Genomic DNA, 21971 nt, shown 5'->3' with positions numbered 1-21971 from the left:
TTAAACAGTGGCTTTAAGCCTTATTCTAGAGGCTTTGGAAAGCGTCTTCAATCTGAATATAAAAACATCTTGTAGTAAAATATTGATCTTACTTAAAAGACGTGGGCTCTTGGTGTGAACACTCGCGAACAACCAATACACCAGTCCCCAATCCCAAGTTATTCTAAAGATATTCCACAATTGAATCTTTTAACCTGTCAATGAAGTCTATATAAAAAAAGTAGTGAGTATACCTTTTACCGGTATGCTCACTACTCACCTATAGAAGTGCCAACTGCGGGTCACAGTTCCTATCACGACTTATCTGAAATATTTCCTAGAGGCTTGTTTCTAACTTCAACACTTCAAAAATAATTTTTGCGGCTTGCGCACGTGTTGCAAGATTCTTCGGCTGGAATTGTCCATTGCCGGTTCCTTGGATAATGCCATGTTCACTCATCACATGCACAGCATCCTGGGCATATCCCGAAATAGATGAGTCATCGGTGAAGGTGTTGTTGTAGGTCGTCCCAACGTTTAGCATCTTTAATGTAATGGTAGCACGATACACCAATACTGCCATCTCTTCTCTAGTTATTGTAGCATCACCATCGAAGGTTCCATCACCTTTGCCTGTAACAATACCCAATTGTTTAGCAGTCGATACCGAGCTAGCATACCAAGCGCTCGGAGAAACATCGGTAAAACTACTATCTGAATGTTCCCCAACCAAATCCAGTGCATTCATCATCATGTGCAGGAATTGTGCACGCGTGACAGACTGATTTGGCTTAAACCTTCCTTCTTCAAATCCATTTACCACTTGTCTGGAAGCCAGTGATTCGATCACATTACGTGCCCAATTAGCTTCTTCAAGATCCACAAATGAAGCAGCAACATGAACTACAATATAACTTCCTGAATGGGCCGGTTTAAACTTGATCTGCCCCGATTGAACATCGTATACTACCTTCTTAACAATTTCTAACTTACCATCAGCTGATTTATGATACACAACTACATGATGCGCTTGCTCACCAGCTTTTAATGAGTAAGGTAACTCAATCGTTGTAATTTGAGCCGTTTCAGCATCTGATAATATCCGTCCATCAATCGAAAGTTGATATTGATAAATAGGTTCAGTCTTCACGATATTCTGAATTTCATAAGAAAGCTCTTGTGCTGCGATTATGCTCAAGCTTAACTCTAGTTTATCCTTTGCGTTGGTCAGCAATTGTTGCAGGTTCTCGTTGCTCAGCTGCCAGGTTACTCCTCCTGCTTGAAGTACAACATTCTCAACACTTGCAGAAGTCGACTTCAGCGGCTGAACAGGTATTGAAATTATAATGTTATTTAACTTTTCTTCCTTGCCAATAGCTTCAATCAACAAGGTCTTATCCTTGAGTGACTGTAATGCCTGTTCCAAATCCTTAATCGACAACTCGGCAGTTGCCTTTCCATTCTGATCAAAAATAACGGTTACCTCAATTTGTCCATCCTTAATAACTGAGGTACTCCCCTTGTTCCCCTGTCCTGGATTTGATCCAGAGTCGGGTACTGGTGTCGGCGTCGGTGTTGGAGTCGGCGTCGGTGTTGGACCAGGATCTGGTTTAATTATTTGAGTTGTAGCATTCACTGCTACAGACAAATCAGATAGTCCGGCTTCATTCCAAGCACGTACCTTGTAGTAGTAGGTCGTTTTTGCTGTAAGACCTTTATCCACATAAAGGTTCTCAGGTACGCCTGTTACATTAAGCTTAATAAACTCTCCATCTTCATCTGCAGCGCGATAAACATCATACGTTACTGATCCAGGAACAGCATCCCAATTCACACGTATTGAATTGGTTCCAAGAACAGTTGCCGTTACCCCCTGTGGTGCAGTTGGTAACAACTCGTCTGCTTCTGTTGTCGCTGAAACGATGGAGGATCTCTCCGATTCTCCAGTACTATTTACCGCAGTGATCTGATAAGCGTACAAAGTATCTGCATCCAAACCTGCGTCATTATAGCTTGTTTCTGTAATTGGATTTTCGGTGATCCGAATAAAGTTATCATCCGCATCACTACGATAAATATGATATCCCGTTGCGTCACTTGCCAAATCCCAAGAGAGTTGAATTGATTTCCCATGGGCTGTCGCATGAACCTCTACAGGTGCACCCGGTACTTCTAATTGAGCAACCACATTCACTTCAATTTCTTGAGTAAACATCATTCCCCCATTAAGGTTTTCAAAGGAATCTACATATACAGTAATACTAGCACGGCCCGGCTGATGCGTAGTGATCTCTCCGGTCTTTGAATCAACGGATGCTACTTCTGGCGTATTGGACAACCAATAAATCGGTCTATAGTCCGAATCCCCCTGAAATACCGTAACACCCAGTTTCAATGTCGAATCTACTGCCAAATTAATTTTCCCATCAGTAGGTATACCGATACCATCATATCGATACATCTCAATCCCTTCAACGTAAATGGGTGCCTTGATACCAATCACTGCAGTAGCTGTCAGGCCACTATCTGTTCTTGCTGTGATCGTGACTGGCTTGATTTCTCCACCTTCACCATTGTGTTGTTTGGTAATTACAATTGCTGACTGACCATTATTGACGATGGTAGCAAGGGTTTCGTCACTAGATGTCCAGCTCACATTTTCATTGATAAAGGATGGTTGGAGAAGGGCCTTCAACTCCAAAATATCCGTCATTACAACCGTCTTGGTTGTCTCGTTCAATTCGATTGAATCCGCTTGTGTTACAAATTTCCCCATAGCACTGAACTCGGCGATAGCTGGCCAGGTTGTACCAGTCTGTTGAGAAGTTTCATTTATTGAAACTCTAATAAATTTACCCTTGGTTCCTTCAGGAAGCAGGTGCGACACATTTTTAGAAGCACTGAATTGACCTGAATTATCCACTACTTTTGTATAGTTCGTACCATTATTAGATACTTCAACTATATATTTCTGAGCACCCCAGAATTCCATATCGATTTGATTAATTTCAGCAATATTTCCCAGGTTAATCCACCATGAATATATTTTTCCCGCTGACGGAGCACCCGGTGACCAGGCAGTGCTTACATTTCCGTCAATTGCGTTACCGATGGGATGCTTTGCATTCGTCAGACTTGCTCCCATTTCCTTGTTCAACTGGAGTTTATCCGTAACAGAAACAGCTGCTTCTGCCGCATGACCGCCGTCCTCTGTAGTAACAGTAATTATAGCTGCTCCCGGATTGCTAGCTATAACAAATCCATCTTCATTTACCGAGGCTACTGCTTCGTCCGATGATGACCAGACCACGTTGGCGTTATCTGCGGACACGGGCAGAACTGTAGCTTGAAGTTGCTCATACTGACCTGAGGTTAGACTTAATTGTGACTTATTCAGTTCCACACCTGATACAGGAAGATTATCAGCGACTATTACACCTACCGTAATACTCGCTCCCCCGTCTGCCGAAGTAATCGTGAGTGTTGCAGTACCATCTGCGACGGCTGTGATTAAACCATCAGTTACGGTGAACACTTCCAGATTACTCGAAGTCCACTGAAGTGATTTATTCGCTGCGTCCGTTGGCAACACATTTGCCACAACAGTTTGTGACCCACCCGCACGTAGTTTAATCAAGGTTGTATCTAACTCTATAGATTCTACCTTTACAGGAACTACCGTTACCTTGACTGTGTCCTTAAAATCCCCATCATCTGTTAGCACATTGATCTCAGCTTCTCCTTCAATTATCGCTGTTACCAATCCACTCTCATCTACCTTCGCAATATTCTCATCACTTGACGACCATTTAACACCTGGGAAAGAAGCATTATCTGGTGTTATGATAGCCTGGAGTTGTTTGGTTCGGCCGAGCCCAAGTTCAATATCGTCGGACTTAATCTCGACATTTGTTACATCTACTTTGGTAGCTTTCAGTTTAAACGACTGAATCGCATTGCCATCCGCTGAAGCAATGGTAATATCAGCCTCTCCCTTATTATGAACAAGAAGAGTGACCTGCTTAGTCACATCCAACTGCTGTAACAACACTCCTGGATTAGCACTTTCAGCAGCCTCACCCAGAAAACTCGCTACTTCAGGGTTAGTAGATGTATAGATCATTCGGTTATCCGTCGGTTGATTAGAAGCTTTCGCTTCTATTGTAATCCGATCACCTACAATTGCCGAAATCTCGTTATCTGTTCCCAACTGAGGTGCAGCTACGACAATGGAACTTGCTAGTTCTGGAGACGAGACAATAACCTTTCGTGTAGCAGAGTACCCACCATCCACTGTTGTTGCCTCAATTGTCGCTTCTCCTTGTTTAAGGGCAGTAACAATACCCGCTTCATTTACCACGGCAACAGATTCATCGTTTGATGTCCATTCGATGTTGGTGTAAGCAAATTGATTATTCGGATATACCGTTGGAACAACTTGATTGCTTTGTCCAGCGAACAATTTGAGATCGCCCGCAGGCAGATCTATACCCGTAACCGCAGTAGGCTCAACCGCATAAGTCCCTGATATCCCACTGTGAGACAATTTGCCATTCAATGGCTTGGCTGATGCCTTGCCACGCCACAGGTAGGCATATATCCCATCGGAGGCATGTCCATCATAAGTAAATAGGGTTCGGTTATCAATCGTATTTCCATATTCGGAAGTACTTCCTCCTGGAATCCATGGACTGAACCATTCCCCATGGCCCTCTCCCTTGGCAATCCATTCAGCTGCCCAATAGAAAAATCCAATTTCTGCATCATAGGCATTCGGTACATCCCGGAAAGTCTGCATATATTCAAGCAACCAGTTGTACTGACCACGCTGTGATACTTCATAATATTTGTTACTCATTGCGGAGCCATTACCAACTGGATCAAAGTTATCTCTCGTATGAGCGAGTGCGGTTTCCGAGAAAATAACATCCTTACCCTTCCATTTGTTCAAATTGTTATTAAGCATCGATACAATGCTCCCGCTTTCGCGTCCACCGTACAAGGAATAAGCTTCTCCATCCCATTTCACACCACTAGATGAATTTGCGTCATACCATGAGTTAGTCGTATCAACATCATATCCGTTATTTAGATGTAGAAATCCTCGCGTCGTTGGTGAGGCATCCTTTACCGCCTGATATGACGCATTTATTAGCTTCGTAAAACCCGTTCTGTCCTTAGACGAAATTTTTCCTTCTGGCCAGACAACACCTGAATTTTCTTCGTTGCCCAATTTCACTGAATGAGGTGCCACGCCCTCATCTACTAACGACTTAATGAAATCATAGCAATAATTGTACATCGTAGTTTGCAGCTGATCCAAATCCTGATTGAACCATGATAGCGGTTTCCAGGCTTTAGCTTGGCTCATCCAATTATCACTGTAATGAAACGATACTTCAAAATCCATATGATGCTGTTTGGCCCGCTTGCCAATTTCCAACGCCTGTTCCTTACCAAAATAGCCCGGTATCATTTGAAGCGGAGCAAAAACCGTACCTAAGTGAGCCAAATCATTTATATATGTAATATCACTTCCTTGTTTTGGAAGATCATTACGAAGTCCCGCCTGATAATCCTTCCATTCATCTTCCTTATAGATATAATTTCCCGCTTCTACAAAGAACATAGAAGTTACAGCATTAACACCCCGATTTCGCATAATATCGAAGAAATCTTGTTCAACATTGTTGGCTTTATATTTACCACCGAAGTCTTCAACGATCATGAGAAATGACACATCAACACCTTTAACAATGGTGTTATCCATTTCAAACAAATCTAGGCTATCCGCGTAGCCGTAACCAGAGCCATCCGCTGTTCTTTCAACATAAATTGTTGCGGTTGTTTCGGCAGGTCCTGTGCGGAAGGCTACTGGAAGCAACGTGTAGCCTGTTGTCGCGGATGGGGCAACGCGTGACTCCTGAATCCCTTCCACGCCAATTCTCACTCGATCAGTAGAATTCTCCACCTTTGCACGAACGGTTGCCACATAATCCGTGTTCGGCTTTACGGAAACAGTCTGGGCAACTTTAGACCCTGTACCAAGCTTGGCTGCATAGTTTCCAGCATCCGCTTGTCCAGGAACTACGGATACGTCTCCGGTAACAGTCCAGGCATTTTTGGTTCCGCTTTCAAAACTCCAATCTGCAAGTGGATTATTATCTGAATGCTCCATAAAGAACTCCACTTCATCAACTTCAATGGAAAGATTTGCTGGAGCATCTTTTAAATAGATACCAATGGTTGCTTGACCGTTGTATACAATTACATTTCGAATAACTATTTGGTTCCAATCTGAAGCGCTTTCAGCAAACAAATTGACAAAGGCTCGCATCTCTGGGCTTCCTGTATTTTTGGCTTCAAGGAAGGCCGCTTGCTGTAATGTACTACTGGACGGATTAGGTGAAGATGTTCTAATCTTGGCAGTTAGTGTATAAGTTCCTTGCTCCAAATCCGTAAATACTTGATATAAGCCAACTCCCGGATTCTCAAAGCTGCCCGCCTGTTTGGTCGATGTCAGTCTCGCTGAAAAATTACCCTCACTGCCGCTTGCTTGCGTAGTTACTGTACCAGAAGTATTCAGCACCTGCCATCCTGCGGGACTTGAAGTAATACTACCGTCCTGCTCAAAGCTAGGGTTAGCCATCAGATTGGAACTTGCCGCAGATACCCTGTTATGAGTGGGCCCCCAAAAGACAAAAGAACTGAATAATAGTAATAAGCTCAAAGTCATGGCTGTTGTTCTTTTTAATCTTGTATGTATCAAATTTTGTGCCTCCTTTTATACATGGGGATAGGTATTGTTCTCCTGTATATAGCTTCATAAAGAACAATCCTATCCCCATAATTTCATTACTTATAGTCTGTAAGTCTGCAAATCTACTAATCTATGTTTCCTATTCCAATTCTCGCTTGGCAACAAGCACCTCATACGGTTCCAAGTCCCATGCCTTGCTTAGATCAACGTTGCGTGTAACAGACATCCATTCAGCATCTAGTGAAGGAACTGATGCTGACTTGAAGGTAAAGTTCTGAACAAACAAATATTGAACCTTATCATTAGAACGCGCAACAGCATATACGCCCTGTGGCATTTTGACATCCACGGGTCTAGTCAGCGTCAATGCGTCAATAAGATCAGAATACAAATCGTCATAGAAACCCTCTTCAAAGTGACTAGCAATATAGTAAGTTTCACCCTCACCAAAGCGATGATGGGTAAGCGCAGGTCTTCCAGCGTAAAAGTCATCATTATAGACCATTAACGACTCTGCCCCCTCCAGATGAAGGAGATCGCACAGTTTACTACATGTATAAGAGCCCTTCAGAGAACTTCCCTCTGATCCGCCGAAAGCTTGGATCACTCGCCCACTATTCTGCTCATGGTCATAGAGTCCATCGATTTCTTCACTCACTACCCCAGCAACATCACTTAATTGATGCGGCGCAGTTCCGAGGAACACTAGGTCATTTTCATTGACAATCCCACTCCAGTAGGTCATCACTAGGGTGCCACCCTGCTCAACAAATGCACGGAGTTTCTGCTCAAAACCACTACGCAACATATAGAGCATAGGAGCAATCACTACCTTATAACCGGTAATATCGCACTCCATATCAACAAAGTCTGTCGTAATACCCTGCTTCTGTAATGCACGATAATGCGATTGTACTTCTTCTATATAACCCATTCCTTTGTTGCGCGGGCCTTGTGAATTCTCAATAGCCCATTTGTTCTCCCAGTCATAGACAATCGCAACTTCAGCCTGTGAATTGGTACTTGCAACGTCCGATAACTGCTGCAATATGCCCCCAAGATCTGCTACCTCTTGAAACACACGGGTATCTGAGCTGCCGTCATGTGAGACAACCGATCCGTGAAACTTCTCACTGGAACCGCGGCTTTTACGCCACTGGAAATATTGCACCGAATTTGATCCATGCGCAATCGCCTGCAGTGAAGACAAAATATGCATGCCTGGTTTCTTCAGCTTAGAGACACTCTGCCAGTTCGTCATACTTGGGGAGCTCTCCATGAGTAAGAAAGGCATCCCTTTAATGGACCTCATGATGTCATGATTCATCGCAGTATCTATGGCAATATCGAGATCTGCCGTCTTATGCCAAGTCGGATAACTATCCCAGGACACGATGTCGACGGTATCTTTGAATTTGAAGTAATTCAAACCGTCATAGTAATACATGAAGTTTGTGGTGGCCGGTAGCTCCGGATTGTACGATTTCACTGCGGCGATTTCATGCTGCATGAAATCAAGCGTCTGATCTGTAACAAACCGCCGCCAATCTAGGTTCATACCGTGCGTCCCATTTTCACCGTGTGGTGCAGGCGACTCGATCTGTGACCAATCCGTATAGGTATGACTCCAGAACGTAGTCCACCACTGCGCATTAAGCTGCTCAAGTGTTCCATATTTTCGTTTAAGCCATGCTCTGAACGCATCCTGACATAAATCACAATGACAATCTCCACCATACTCATTCGAAACATGCCATAGCTTAACCGCTGGATGGTTTGCGTAACGCTTCGCTAGTCCTTCATTTATTCCTTTGATCTTTTCACGATATATAGGAGACGTATAACAATGGTTATGACGCGCTCCATACAAATTTCTATGCCGATCACTCGAGACCCGCAGCACTTCAGGGTATTTCTGTGCAAGCCACACTGGGCGAGCTCCAGACGGTGTCGCCAGGAAAATAGAGATGCCGTTATCATGGAGTGATTGAATCACCCCATCCATCCACTCCCAGTTATAATGTCCTTCCTCAGGCTCCAACGCAGCCCATGAGAAGATGCCCACTGACATGACATTACATCCGGCCTTCTTCATATACTCTATATCCTGTTTCAATACCTGCGGATCATGTAACCACTGCTCTGGATTGTAATCTGCTCCATGCAGCAATCTATCACCAAATTGTGTATTCATATCCATCACCTCGATCTGTTACTTTACTGAACCCAACATGCCTTGTACAAATTGCTTCTGCAACAGGAAGAAGATCAGAACTGTCGGCAACGTTGTCACTACGATAGCTACCATAATGATTCCGTAATCCGGATTGTACGATGAAGCAAGCGACGAAACTATAAGTGGTAAAGTCTTCTTATCCTGAGTCTGCAGTGCTATCAACGGCCACAAGAAGCTGTTCCAGTAATTCATAAAAGTAATAATAGCTGCTGCCGCATATGTCGGTTTCATCGTCGGCATATAAATACGCGAGAATAACCGCCACTCGCCTAATCCGTCAACTCGTCCTGCCTGTAGTAGCTCACGTGGAAATGACTTCGTATTTTGCATAAAGAAAAAGATCATGAACGCAGTTGTAATGGATGGTAGTATAACCGCTGATGGTGTATTTAGCATTCCCATCTTACTAAACAAACGGAATAACGGAACCATAACTGCCGCAAATGGCATCATCATAGAAAGCATGAGCACTCCGAACAAGCGATTTTTACCTTTTGAACGATAAATCTCAAAGCCATAACCCGCCATGGAGCTTAGTAGCAAAGTACCGATTGTACCCACAATCGCAATAATGGCAGAGTTTCCAAATGCAGCACCCAGATTAGTCATATCCAGTAGCTTTGTAATATTATCAGAGAGCATCGATCCAAAACTGAACTTACCTTTAACGATATCAGAGGAGCTATTCGTCATACCGATTAACATCCAGAGAAAAGGAAATAGCGATATCACAGATACGATGATTAGAAACAAATGAGTCCCTGCTGCGCTCAGTTTCTTCATTCCTTCTCACCTCCTACTTTAAGCTGGAGAAATGCAAGTATGGCAACCATAATGACTATGGCATAAGACACTGTTGCTGCATATCCAAAGTTAGGTGTATAAACGAATGATAGATTATAAATATATTGCGATATCGTCATCGTTGAATTACCAGGGCCGCCATTCGTAATATTCACAACCTCATCGAACAATTGTAAGGTTCCATTCGTTGATATGATCGCTGTAAACAATAGAATCGGCTTTAACATTGGAACTGTAATTTTAAAGAATTGTCTGATCTTCGAAGCACCATCAATAGATGCTGCCTCATAGATACTAGGATCAATATTTTGCATCGCTGATAAATAGAAGATCATGTTATAACCTGTCCAGCGCCAAGTAATTGCTGCAATAATGACCACACGTGCCCAAATCGGATCCATGAGCCAGGCAACTGGCTCTTGGATTATATGAATCGACATTAACATCTGGTTCAGAACACCGTCTACGGCAAAGATACTTTTAAACAATACGGCATATGATACGAGTGATGTGACACATGGTAGAAAAATTGCCGTACGATAGAAACCTTTGAAACGAAGTTTTGGCATGTTCAGAAGGAATGCAATTACCAGTCCCAAAGCCAACATGATCGGCACCTGAACAATCAAATATAACAACGTATTCAATACAGCTTGTTTGAACATGGGATCTGAGAACAAACGTATATAATTGTTCAGTCCAACATAATGATATACGGTTCCTTTGCCCGACTGGAAAGACAATAATAACGACTGAATCATAGGGTAAAAACTGAATAATATAATAAGCGCTGATGGCAATATGACGAATTGCCATCCCATCAGGGAAGATTTATTTTTACTGCCCATAGGTAATCACCTGCTAACTTTAGATTTATTGCACCTGTTGTTCAAACAATTTCTGAATGTTAGCTAAGCTTTGCGTCAAATCTGCTCCATTCAAGATATTAGGCAATTCGTTCTTAAGAGCATCTTTTGCTTCTTGTGTATACATACCTAATGTAATACCTGGAACTTCTGTAGACCATTTCGTAAAGTCACTATAAATCGCTTGGCCACCGAAAAATTCCGATGTTTGACTATAAGCTTCACTTGAGAAGGACGGAATATAAGAACCTACACCACCATTTTCATTCAAGAAACGCTCGTAGAACTCACTGCTTCCACCAATTGTTTTCGCCAAGAAGTCGATCGCCAAATCTTTGTTAGCAGAGCCATCTAATACGAACCAGCTAGATCCGCCCTCGTTGGAAGCATTTACAGCACCTTCTACACTCAAACGTGGAATCGGAGCCACTTTCCATTTACCACTTTGATCCTTGGCATCCATAATCGAAGCGACTTGCCATACACCAGATACGACAGTAGCAACATCTCCAGCGTTAAAGCTTCCTACAAATTCACTCCATCCTGTTACAGGCTTAGCAATCCCGGAATCAGCAATTGCCTTGTAGATGCGAAGTGTATCTGTCATTGCTGGATTATCCACGAAATTCCCTTTGTTTTCTGGTGTGATGTACCAAGATCCGCCAGATTGAAGAAGAATCGAAGTTAACGCTTCATCGTTCGGATTAATCGTAGCCATGTATTTCCCTGTTTTCTCCTTCACAACTTTACCAATCTCGATGTATTCATCCCAAGTAATATTCTCCAGGTCTTCGGCCTTGTAGCCAGCTTGCTCTAAGTAATCCGAACGGTAGAACATTCCTGTTACTCCAATATCAAATGGAACGCCATACACTTTGTCATCAATACGAAGCGCATCAACCTTGTATGAAGAAAATTGGCTAAAATCTACTTTATCTGTAAAATCAGCGAATGTATTCGGATAGGAAGTAACATATTTTTGAATATTCGGATCGTTAACCAAGATAATGTCTGGAAGTCCTTCCTTAACCCCTGCTGCTAAATTGGTATTTAGCTTTTGCTCGAGATCGGTTTTCGCCATGTCAACGATTTCAAGTTCGAAACCCGGATGCTCTTTCTTATACAATTCTTCGGCTATTTTTAATGCAGCCCCGTTAAATGAAGGGTCCCATGCCCAAGCAACAACTTTTTCTGATTTTGTAGTACTTCCGTTACTCTTGTCTGTATTTGCAGAGTCGGACTTAGTGGACCCGCAAGCAGCTACTAGTGAAGCTGTCAACGAAACCAATAACATTACGGATAATAATTTTTTCATTCTTTACAACCCCTTTTTATGATTGTTTTGTAAGCGCTTTATGTGGTGATGTACTCATTTTAGGAAAATTAAAGCACGAAGTATAATAATAATTCGCTCTATATTAGCAGTAATTATTGCTCTCCAAGTAAATACGAAATTATCCCTAGTAAAAATTATGGATCATAGTATTTATTTTTTTAAATCAAATTTGAAACTATCCAACCGTACCTTTCTATTTCAGATTGTTATATGATGAAGATATTAGAGCGAGTTCAAAAAGTCAGGTTTTCAGCACCAAGAAGGTTGAATAAAGCTAGGGACAGAGGAGCGGAGCGTAGGCAAAACCTACGTGAGCACCGGAAGTCCCGGCTGAATTCAAGATTCGCTGTCGAATATACTCCTTGTTTTACTTCGTGATCAAAAGATGACTTTTTGAACAACCTCTATTACAACATGCAATGAGGTGTATTTTATGAAAGAACAATCCGCAACTTATCGGGTCATGATTGTCGACGATGAGGCTATCTTGCGCACAGGTATGTTACATCTGTGTAATTGGAGCGAGTATGGAATTGAGATCGTCGCCCAGGCCTCCAACGGCCAGGAGGCGCTGCAATATATTGAAAAAGTTCACCCACATGTAGTGATTACCGATATTGTCATGCCGATAATGGACGGTGTAGAACTTACCAAAATCATTCGCATGCAATACCCTGAAATTAAAGTTGTTGTACTTAGTAGCTACAGTGAATTCAATTATGTGCGTGAGGTATTCAAATACGGTGTTACAGATTATTTACTTAAACCCAAGGTATCTTCTAGTGAGTTAATTTCGCTAATTCAATCCTTATGCAGTGACCTGGATCTCGTAAGCCTTGGTAGTCATTCTATTAAGAGTGACCCTTCGCTATTATTAGCCCAATGGCTAACCAACGATTCAACTCAGGCGGAGGAGACGCTACAAGAAATAACACAGCATTTCACATCAAGGTACTTTCGCATAGCTAAAGCTTCTACAAACTTAATTCTATCTAGAACGAACTGGACTCATAGTCAAATGGAACAAATCTTGATCGAGCTTGCGACAGAGCATTTAGCCGGTCTAGCTTATACATGCGTCTTTCTTAACAACGAGTTTCTGCTGCTCATCAATTATGAACTAGAGCAAACCGAGGCCATTTCATCCGCCTTGCAACGGTTCACGGATCATGCCAGAGAATCACTGGTTTATATTTCTTTCGTTCTCTCAAACGCATTCGAAACTTTCAATCTAATAAAGAAAGAACACGAACGCCTTACACCTTATCTTGGCAAACTCTTATATTTCCCTGAACATACTCTTGTAAATGAGGATATCATTCTCGTACAAAGTGATAAGATATTTTTTGACCAAACTCACTTTACAACAGCGTTACGAATTTTTGCATTTGATGAAGCAAGCGCAGAATTGAAAGCGTTTTTTTCGACAATTAATTCTAATCAGTCTTATGATGAATACAGCTTAAAGCGCTTTTGCCAAAACCTGATTTATACAGCAATTAATATGCTTGAACAATTGAAACAACCGATATCAGAGCTTAATTCATCCAAGCTGAAGCTATTCAAAATGATCGATCAGGCCTTTGATATCCATGAGTTAGAGAACATCCTGCTTGCGTTTCTGGATAATCTTAAAGGTATTGTTCGTCACTCTGATCAGCAGCAATCTATGATTATCCAGCAAGTTTATGATTATGTAAACGAGAACTATGCGAACGATATTTCATTGACTGAAATGTCCAACAAGCTCCACTTAAATTACAGCTATTTATCGTCTTATTTCAAACAGCGTACGCATGAGAATTTAACCTCATATATTAACCGGGTTCGGACAGATAAAGCAAAGGAACTACTTCTTGATTATAAACTTTCGATATCTGAGATCAGCCGTTTAACTGGATTTTCGGAGCATAACTATTTCTCTAAGGTGTTCAAGAAAATGACGGGAATGACCCCTGTGGAGTATCGCAATCAAATCTCTCAATGAAGTCAGGTGAACAACATGTTGCGAAAGAACAGCATTTTTATTAAGATTCTTATCCTGATGCTTGGAGGTACCCTTTTTATTTCTTTCCTATTAACGCTGGCGTCTTCAACAATATCAGAGCGTATTCTACTAAATCAGGTTATCCAGAACGCATCTGCCAATATGAATCTAGTTAAGGATGACTTGTTAAAATATAACGACCAGGTCGTCAATACGATGTTACAGATCAATAGCAGCAGAGAATTTAAAGATTATATTACCAAGCCTACAACTACATCTATAGAACATATTAATCTTGTCATCACTCTGGGCAGATACATCGATGTTTATAAAGATTATTTGAGTCCGGACAATTCTCATATCATCGTTTCTGCACTTCCAGGCAAAGGCGGAAGACATTATTCAAGCAATGCTCTGAAATGGGACAAGATCCCTCAAGATATCGTATCAAAATATATGACCGTTGACGGGACGATTCCAAATCGCATTCGATACTACAGCAGCCCCGATTTATTTGTTGAATCGGTTCCCTATGACAACTATATCTTTGCAACTAAACCGTTGGTGGACAGTGGGACGGGGTGGATGTATGGATACGCAGCAGTTGTTATGGATGAACTTAATATTTATCGAAAGTATAGTCCTTATATTTCAGAAGGTATTCATATTTCATTAATATCACCTGATGGTACTATATTGTCCAGCAGTGATAAAGACTCCATCAGCAAGAAAGACTTAACGCTCCTCTCCACCGCTACTAACGTTTCTCAGCAGCACGGAGGCATACTATCTGATACCGATGACAAACAAACCTATATTTCTTACTATTTACCGGAATTCAACGCATATTTGATAGAAGAAATTAATCAACTAACCGCTTTCGCTCCGTTATATACGATTTCATCTAAAATTATTAAGGTGGTTGGCATTGTACTCATCATCAGTATGTTATTTGTCTATTTCGTTAGCAAACGTATTACCAATCCACTAAACAAACTGGTAAAAACAATGAAAGCCTCCAAAGGGGATGATCTTAAATTTCATCCGTTACAAGAGGGTGGCAGCTATGAGACCAACGTATTGACCAAATCCTATAATCGTATGATTAAAGAAATCGACCAATATACAGAAAAACTCGTGTACGAGCAGCAAGAGCGCAGAAAAGCCGATCTCAATGCGCTTCAAATGCAGATTAATCCACACTTTCTGTATAATACACTCAGCTCTATTAAATATTTGGCCAAAATGCACCGTACGGATCAAGTAGACCAGACCATTAATAGCCTGATCTCTATGCTACAGAGCACGCTCGGTTCAACCGAAGATCTGATATCCATTGAAACCGAAATTGAAATCCTCAAGCATTATGTGTTTATTAACCAGATTCGTTATGGAGATCAGATTGAGGTCCACTATGAAATTATGGAGGACTGTCTACAACTCATGGTTCCTAAACTCATTATTCAACCATTTGTAGAAAATGCTTTCTTCCATGCTTTTCCGGGATCTGTTAATGGGAATATTCATATTTTTATTCGGAGCCAAGAGGAGAATATCCTAATTGAGGTTATGGACGACGGGGTTGGCATGTCTAGCAACATGGACGAAGTTAACGAACGAAAAAGACACCATTTATCTGGGATTGGCATTCAGAATGTCCATGGCCGAATTCAGTTATTATTCGGCTCCCAGTATGGTGTCCAAATCGAAAGCGAGGAGGGCTACGGTACTTCCATCAAGATTACGCTTCCAGTTATACAAAATCATGATGTTCAGGAATAAAAATAGCGCCACTCTCTTGAAATTCAGAAATTATCTTATCAATTGCTTCAGCAACCTAAGCGCTGACCGCACACGCGGACGTTTAAGATGCTCCTGCACATAACGATATTCTGTTAATTCAACGCCTGCATCACGCATCGCATAGGTAAAATCATCGTCAAAGGGTAGCCTAGATTCCCATATACGTTTCTCCCAATGGGGAATATTCGCCAGCATCCACGAATCTTCCATACCCGGATGAATATAGGTTTCACATACACCATCAGGGAGCTTATACAGTTTGTCGATGATCGACTGTTTGAAACTGTCATAGGTCTCCCCTTCTTGTAAGCCAAAGGGATGCGACAAAAGATAGTCTGGAATTTGTACACCAAATGTATCCGCGAGCGCCGACGCAAGTGCGACTGGACGTTCAATGTTACTCAGCGAGCCTAGAAGCGGATCTTCAGCATGGATATACCGGAAGAATCGCGATGGCAATCTCCAGCGTGATATTCTCCAAAACGTCTGTGGGAGCAAGCTGCGCCCGGTTTCCATTCCATATAGGCTTCCCATATGATTATCGACATGGCTGATCGTAATACCGGACTTCTTAACCAGCTCATATTGTGCATTGATCTCTTTCACCACGGCACCGGTCTGGGCACCCTGCTCAAATTCCTTCACCGTCTTATATTGATGACCACTCTCATCATGTAGAGATGGATGACCTGTTAAGCTACTCCATCTCAAGGCATCAAACTCACTTGTCATCGTCAGATGAAGCCCCACATTCTGCTTCCGTCTACGGGCACTCCAGGCCGCAGCTTCTTCAAACCCAGGAGCTACAGCCATGATGGTTGCTGAAGATACTTTACCTTCTTCCAACAGATGCATGATGGCTTCATTCATAGGAGCACTTTGCCCGAAATCATCACAATTGATGATTAATCTTTTGCTCAATATCGTGGTCTCCTCTCTTATTTTTCGAAAAATCGAACTTGACTGTATAAGAAATAATCACCGCTATTGCTAATAAACAAAGAGGTACGATACTCATTAAATAACGGAATGTTGATGTTGGATCAGGTCCCGGATTATCGCCACTTTCATAGCCAAAAATCATACCTACTACGAAAAATGCTAGTGCCGAGATGAGTCCGCTTGAACGTGTAATAAATCCACTGACAGCCGTATAAATACCTTCTCTTCGCAATCCTGTTTTCTCCGCATCCTCGTCAATAATTCGACCGCCTACGATCGCTGGAGTAACAAAGAATCCCGCCAATCCGAAACCAAATATTATGCCTGCTACGATACCGCTGACCAGATTACTACCAAACCAGAACGGAATCACAGCTAAGCCATACACAATAAGAGACAATCGCCATGCTTTGACCCCATCCATTTTACGAATGATCCAGTACCATACGAACACTAATGGAATAACCGAGATGAAGACAGCCGCCAACATGATGGATACTTGCGCTTCTGTGATATGAAGTACATATTTGGCGTAAAAAGGCATGATCGAGCTAACAAGTCCATTCACAGTTTGGGCAAATGAATTCGAGAAGTTAAATACCCAGAATTTTTTATTCTTAATCGTTTCCTTGAATGCAGCAACCAACTTGAGTGGTTTACCCTCTTCTGGCTCTCTCTTCTCTTTGACACTTATCATGCAGATGAACATAAATATACCGAAGACACTTGCAAATACGATGGCCATACTGGAAAAGTTGAGTGCCGTGTAAATAATAGGGGCTACTACAGTCGCAATAAGTAACGCTACAACCTGATAGCCCTGTTGAATAGCAGAGGCTTTGGCACGAATACGATCTCCACGGAAAAGTTCTGGGAATAAAGCTCCATAGTTCACCCACAGTACAGTAGCAACCGCCTCATATAGAATAAGCGTTACTAGAAACCAGGTGAATAGTCCATTTCCCGATAATCCGCCTGGAGGTGAGAATACAAGTATGAAAGTGATCATAAACAGCGGAATTGCCCCAAATACCCATGGCCTACGGCGTCCAAAGCGGGTATTCGTTCGATCCGACCAGTAGCCGAATAATGGATTATTCACCGCATCCCAGATTAGGAAGATCGTTCGAGCTAGTGTAGCAAGTCCAATCCCAAGACCTAACTTCTCCACATAGAAATAGCTATAAAATGAACTAAATGCCTGACTGGGAACCATCATTGCAAACATACCTAATGCAAATGTGTATGGCGAATTGATCCATTTAGCCTTCAAGCATATCCCCCCTAAATGGTAGAAAAATATTGCCTTGTTTCATACTATTCAACAAATTGACCATCTAATCATATCCCTTCATATTCATGTTCTAGAATTGGATAGCATCACGGCATTCTCCCATATTTACATATATTCTGTAGGATAAAGTTTCCAATAACTAATACTACCAAATTATACTTCTGCTCTCTCAATTCTGACAACAATAATATCAATAGAAGATAGCCAAAATTAAAATACCCCCTATTTACACATCAGAATGTTAATTCTTAAGTGCTTCTAAGGGGGTATAAATAAATAGAAATCAAATCGTTACTATACTACTCTTTGTCCTGTTACTACACTTTGTCCTGTCAATGAATAAGACACTTCCTGTGTAACATCTCGACCGCCGCGGAAATTGGTAATTAGAGCACCTATTGTATAAATGGGGCCCCATGGAATACCCCACCAACCAAATAACAAACTAAGTAACGTAAACCCTAAGCCCTTTCCAACGGAACTCATATGCGGCTTTATGTAATATATGCTCGAATTTCTTCGAAAGGTCATGAAAATAATAGAAATACAATACGAATAGACTACAAATCTCCCTCCTTGTTGCAATTGCATTTCCAGCGATTCTTTGGATATGCCATCCAATCCGATAATATCCATATTACTCCCCCTCTAGTCCACTTATTTACACAAATATCCAAACAGATTGTAACAGAATATCCACATACTTCAAAGGTAAATATTCTCTGTTTTCAATTAACCGGGTAAGCTTTTTAGAGGGTCTATCATTAATTTTTGGATAAAAGGAATAGGGAGTTAAACTATGTCTGATATAAGTAAACTAGCGGAGGGAACGAATGATTTCGGAAAAGCGGTAACGGTCGCCTTGGTCTCCGAATTTCACCCACTACTCGAGTTCAATCCAGAAATTTGGAGACCACAGCGATTGAAGATACGGTCCGTTCACGGAGTGTACATTAGAACACCTAACTTACACCTTAAACTTCCCTACCATTTCCTGAAGTTCACCCGCCATATTACTTAATGACTCTGATGATTTCGATATCTCTTCCATTGAACGATATTGATCCGTAACCGATTGCGAAACCGTGTCTAATTGAGTGGATCCCTCTTTCACGATGCCCACGACTTCTTGCATAGAAGCAGATACCTCTTCTGTTCCTGCGGACATTTGTTCCGAAGCTGCAGAAACCTCCTGGATCTGTTCATTTACATTTTGAATGGACTCTGTAATTTTATTAAATGCTTCCCCTACTCTTTCCACCCGTTGTACCCCTATACCCACTTCAGCAATGCCATTGTTCATGGAGCTTGAAGCTTTGCCGATGGCCTGCAAAATTTCGTTAATTATATTGGAGATCTCCCCCGTTGCACTTCCCGTTTGCTCTGCTAATTTCTTAACCTCTCCTGCAACAACCGCGAATCCCCGGCCATGTTCACCTGCTCTAGCCGCTTCAATAGAAGCATTCAATGACAATAAATTCGTCTGATTAGCAACTACAGATATAAGCTGAACCGTTTTGTTAATGGCATGGGATTTCTCTTCAAGTGAACGAATCGTTTCAGCTGTGTCTCCAACTGACTTCGCCACTTGATCCATTTGGATCACAGCCTCTTTAATATCCTGATTACCACGGACAACCTCTTCAACAGTCATATAAGCCGCTTCAGAAACGCCAGCTGCAGAACTAGCAATTTTCTGAATACCTACCGACATTTCCTCCATTGCGAGGTTAGTTTGGCTCAATGCTTCAACTTGTAGATCCGAGCCTTTTACAACAAAGTGAACCGACTTGGAAATCTGCTCAGCAGCTTGTGTTGATTCATGTGCAATCGCTGTAAGTTCTTCGGAGGAAGCAGCCACATGTTCTGTCGTTTCCGAAATCTTACGTACCATGATCGCAAATGATGCCAGCATGTCATTAATACCCCGTTTAATCTGTTCGATCTCATCCTGCCCTTTGATTCGTAATTGCTGAGTTAAGTCCCCCGCTGCTACTTTATGCATCACATTCGAAATTTTCAGCAACGGACGTAAGGTAAGCATGGACATGAGTACAGAAAGGATGGCTACGAACAAAAGAGAAATGCTAATAAAGATAATTGCATTCTGTCTCATCTTGTCTACAACTTGATACACTTCATCTTGCGGGGCTGTGACAAGGAGTTTCCACCCCGTAGTTTCTATCGTATGGAACGCCGCTTCTTTCCACTCGCCCTTTTCAGGATATGTTATATCCCCGCTATCATTCTGAAAAACACTACTTTGGAAGATCTCAATCTTTTCAGGAGTAGCCAAAGTCTTGTCCGTATAGTTCTTTCCAATCTTATTACTATCTGGATGAGCTAGATATGTCCCATCTTGGGACAACAAGAAACCATAACTATTCTCGCCTAGTTTAATTCCCTTAATCAGATCCATCAATGTGCTTGCATCAAGCTCTGGTTGGATCGCTCCTACAAACTCACCCTTTTCATTGATAATTGGCACATCAAAGAAAATAGTAAATTTATTCGTACCATCAATTTGAGTAATGTTAGAAATAACTGATTCTTTACTTTCTCTTACAGCCATTATATTGGGGAATTTTGAACCATCGATTTCTTCCCCATTAGAGCTCGTTACATATCCGTCTTTATCAACAAATGAAATCACGTCTATATTTGGATTACTTTGAGCCATGATCTTCAAAAAAGGCATAATATAACTAGCGTCTCCCTTATTCATTTCGGGATTCTCTTTAAGTATCTTTTCCACGGAGGCAATTTGTTCTTTCAACCAGTCGTTAATAGAATCCGCCTCATTAATAGCCGTACGCTCTCGTTCACCGTCTGTCTGCTTCTCTAAAGTAGAACTAAACTGTGATAATAAGATGAAGGTCACAACCATGAGCGGAATAATTGCTAACACAAGAAATATTCCGGTTAGCTTTACTTTCAATGAATCTAACTTTCTTAGCCACACTTTCAATTTTACTCCCACAATTGGCCCTCTCCTTGTCATGTCATGTTGATATTTACAAACCATGATTCTGCTTATAAATATGTACCACGACTAATATCGGTAAAATTTGAAGGGTTTGTTATACTAAGATTCGTAACCCCACAAATTTTCACAATCTCTTTTGGGGACTATTTAGGAATTAGTATGAGGAAGAAAATTATTACATTTTGAGGTATGATCAATTATGATTAGAATCAGACACCTCAACTTTGGAGGGAAACTTCACAGAAAGGAAATTCACATGAAAATTTCACGGTTGTTGGCTCCCACTATTATGCTTATTGCATTAGGTCTACTAGTTATAGCCTGTGCTCCGATAGAGTCCCTCTTATCAGAATCCAGTACGCAGACAAGATCAAATTCTATGTTTACCCAGCTCAATCTTGCAGTCAAAGAGGGAGACTTGGAGACGGCCAGTAAACTTCTGACGGAAGGTGCTAATCCCAATGAAGAGGCCAACTATGGAAGTGGAGAGGAGATCCTTGTAGGCAATCTTTCACTCGCAGTGAATTACATTGAGGATCCATTAGCCATGGTGAAGCTATTGCTTGAGGCAGGGGCAAGTCCGGCAAATGACTTTATGGCTATGAAGGATGCTATTGAGAGAGGCAATCTAGAGGTTGTGGACCTGATGGTTCAGTTTGGCGCAGATGTGAATCTGGGGCTTGACCTTGCCGTCATGTTTGACCAGATGGAGATTGCACAAATGTTCCTGCAGTACGGCGCTGATCCCAACCAGGGAGTATCAACGGCAAAACTAACCTATAACGTAGACATGCTACAATTATTAAAAAATGCAGGTGCTACGGTAGAGACCCCCCCAAGAGAACAGACACATCCCGAAGATTACATACGCGATGATAATGGTAGTCTGATCCGGATTCGGTAGATGGAGTGATTGCACCGTCCCAAAAAAAAGAGCTCACCACTTTGATTCAGTGATAAGCTCTCTCTTTTTTTGGT

General features: G+C 41.7%; 12 protein-coding genes. 3 read left to right on the top strand and 9 right to left on the bottom strand.

Annotation, left to right across the window (positions count from 1 at the left end; genetic code table 11):
- Window positions 1-316: 316 nt before the first annotated feature.
- The 5 genes from NST85_RS01760 to NST85_RS01740 form a co-directional block, all read right to left on the bottom strand.
- Window positions 317-6748 (bottom strand): glycosyl hydrolase 53 family protein, encoded by a 6432-nt coding sequence (locus tag NST85_RS01760; RefSeq protein WP_127194455.1) that lies wholly within the window; start codon window positions 6746-6748, stop codon window positions 317-319.
- 130 nt (window positions 6749-6878) lie between these two features.
- Window positions 6879-8933, bottom strand: a complete 2055-nt coding sequence (locus NST85_RS01755; RefSeq protein ID WP_341188368.1) for a beta-galactosidase — start codon at window positions 8931-8933, stop codon at window positions 6879-6881.
- A gap of 18 nt (window positions 8934-8951) precedes the next feature.
- Complete coding sequence (locus tag NST85_RS01750) at window positions 8952-9758, bottom strand: carbohydrate ABC transporter permease (protein ID WP_127194457.1); 807 nt, start codon at window positions 9756-9758, stop codon at window positions 8952-8954.
- Complete coding sequence (locus tag NST85_RS01745) at window positions 9755-10627, bottom strand: carbohydrate ABC transporter permease (protein WP_127194458.1); 873 nt, start codon at window positions 10625-10627, stop codon at window positions 9755-9757. Before NST85_RS01745 ends, NST85_RS01750 begins: the two co-directional genes overlap by 4 nt.
- 25 nt (window positions 10628-10652) lie before the next feature.
- Window positions 10653-11960, bottom strand: coding sequence for an ABC transporter substrate-binding protein (locus NST85_RS01740; protein WP_127194459.1), 1308 nt, complete (start codon window positions 11958-11960; stop codon window positions 10653-10655).
- A gap of 454 nt (window positions 11961-12414) precedes the next feature.
- Between NST85_RS01740 and NST85_RS01735 the strand changes: the two genes are divergently transcribed.
- Together NST85_RS01735 and NST85_RS01730 are read left to right on the top strand one after the other, a co-directional pair.
- Complete coding sequence (locus NST85_RS01735) at window positions 12415-13968, top strand: response regulator (RefSeq protein ID WP_127194460.1); 1554 nt, start codon at window positions 12415-12417, stop codon at window positions 13966-13968.
- 15 nt (window positions 13969-13983) lie between these two features.
- Window positions 13984-15750 carry a sensor histidine kinase gene (locus tag NST85_RS01730; RefSeq protein ID WP_127194461.1) on the top strand — a complete coding sequence of 589 codons (1767 nt, stop codon included), beginning with the start codon at window positions 13984-13986 and terminating at the stop codon, window positions 15748-15750.
- A gap of 30 nt (window positions 15751-15780) precedes the next feature.
- On the opposite strand, the gene NST85_RS01725 is transcribed toward NST85_RS01730, so the two are convergent.
- The 4 genes from NST85_RS01725 to NST85_RS01710 all read right to left on the bottom strand — a co-directional run bounded on the left by NST85_RS01725 (window position 15781) and on the right by NST85_RS01710 (window position 20987).
- Window positions 15781-16692: a polysaccharide deacetylase family protein gene (locus NST85_RS01725; protein WP_127194462.1), complete on the bottom strand. Its 912-nt coding sequence runs from the start codon at window positions 16690-16692 to the stop codon at window positions 15781-15783.
- A complete protein-coding gene (locus NST85_RS01720; RefSeq protein ID WP_127194463.1) occupies window positions 16664-17986 on the bottom strand; it encodes an MFS transporter in 1323 nt (440 codons plus the stop codon). Before NST85_RS01720 ends, NST85_RS01725 begins: the two co-directional genes overlap by 29 nt.
- 315 nt (window positions 17987-18301) lie before the next feature.
- Window positions 18302-18643: a hypothetical protein gene (locus NST85_RS01715; protein ID WP_127194464.1), complete on the bottom strand. Its 342-nt coding sequence runs from the start codon at window positions 18641-18643 to the stop codon at window positions 18302-18304.
- A 331-nt stretch (window positions 18644-18974) separates the two neighbouring features.
- Window positions 18975-20987: a methyl-accepting chemotaxis protein gene (locus NST85_RS01710; protein ID WP_170220281.1), complete on the bottom strand. Its 2013-nt coding sequence runs from the start codon at window positions 20985-20987 to the stop codon at window positions 18975-18977.
- A 262-nt stretch (window positions 20988-21249) separates the two neighbouring features.
- On the opposite strand from NST85_RS01710, the gene NST85_RS01705 reads away from it, so the two are divergent.
- Window positions 21250-21897, top strand: coding sequence for an ankyrin repeat domain-containing protein (locus NST85_RS01705; RefSeq protein WP_341188367.1), 648 nt, complete (start codon window positions 21250-21252; stop codon window positions 21895-21897).
- The last annotated feature ends 74 nt before the right edge of the window (window positions 21898-21971 follow it).

It is taken from the genome of Paenibacillus sp. FSL K6-2524 (assembly GCF_038005525.1).
Taxonomy (GTDB): domain Bacteria; phylum Bacillota; class Bacilli; order Paenibacillales; family Paenibacillaceae; genus Fontibacillus; species Fontibacillus anaericanus.
Note: the sequence above shows the minus strand (reverse complement) of the source record. Positions and strands in the feature narration are given on the sequence as shown.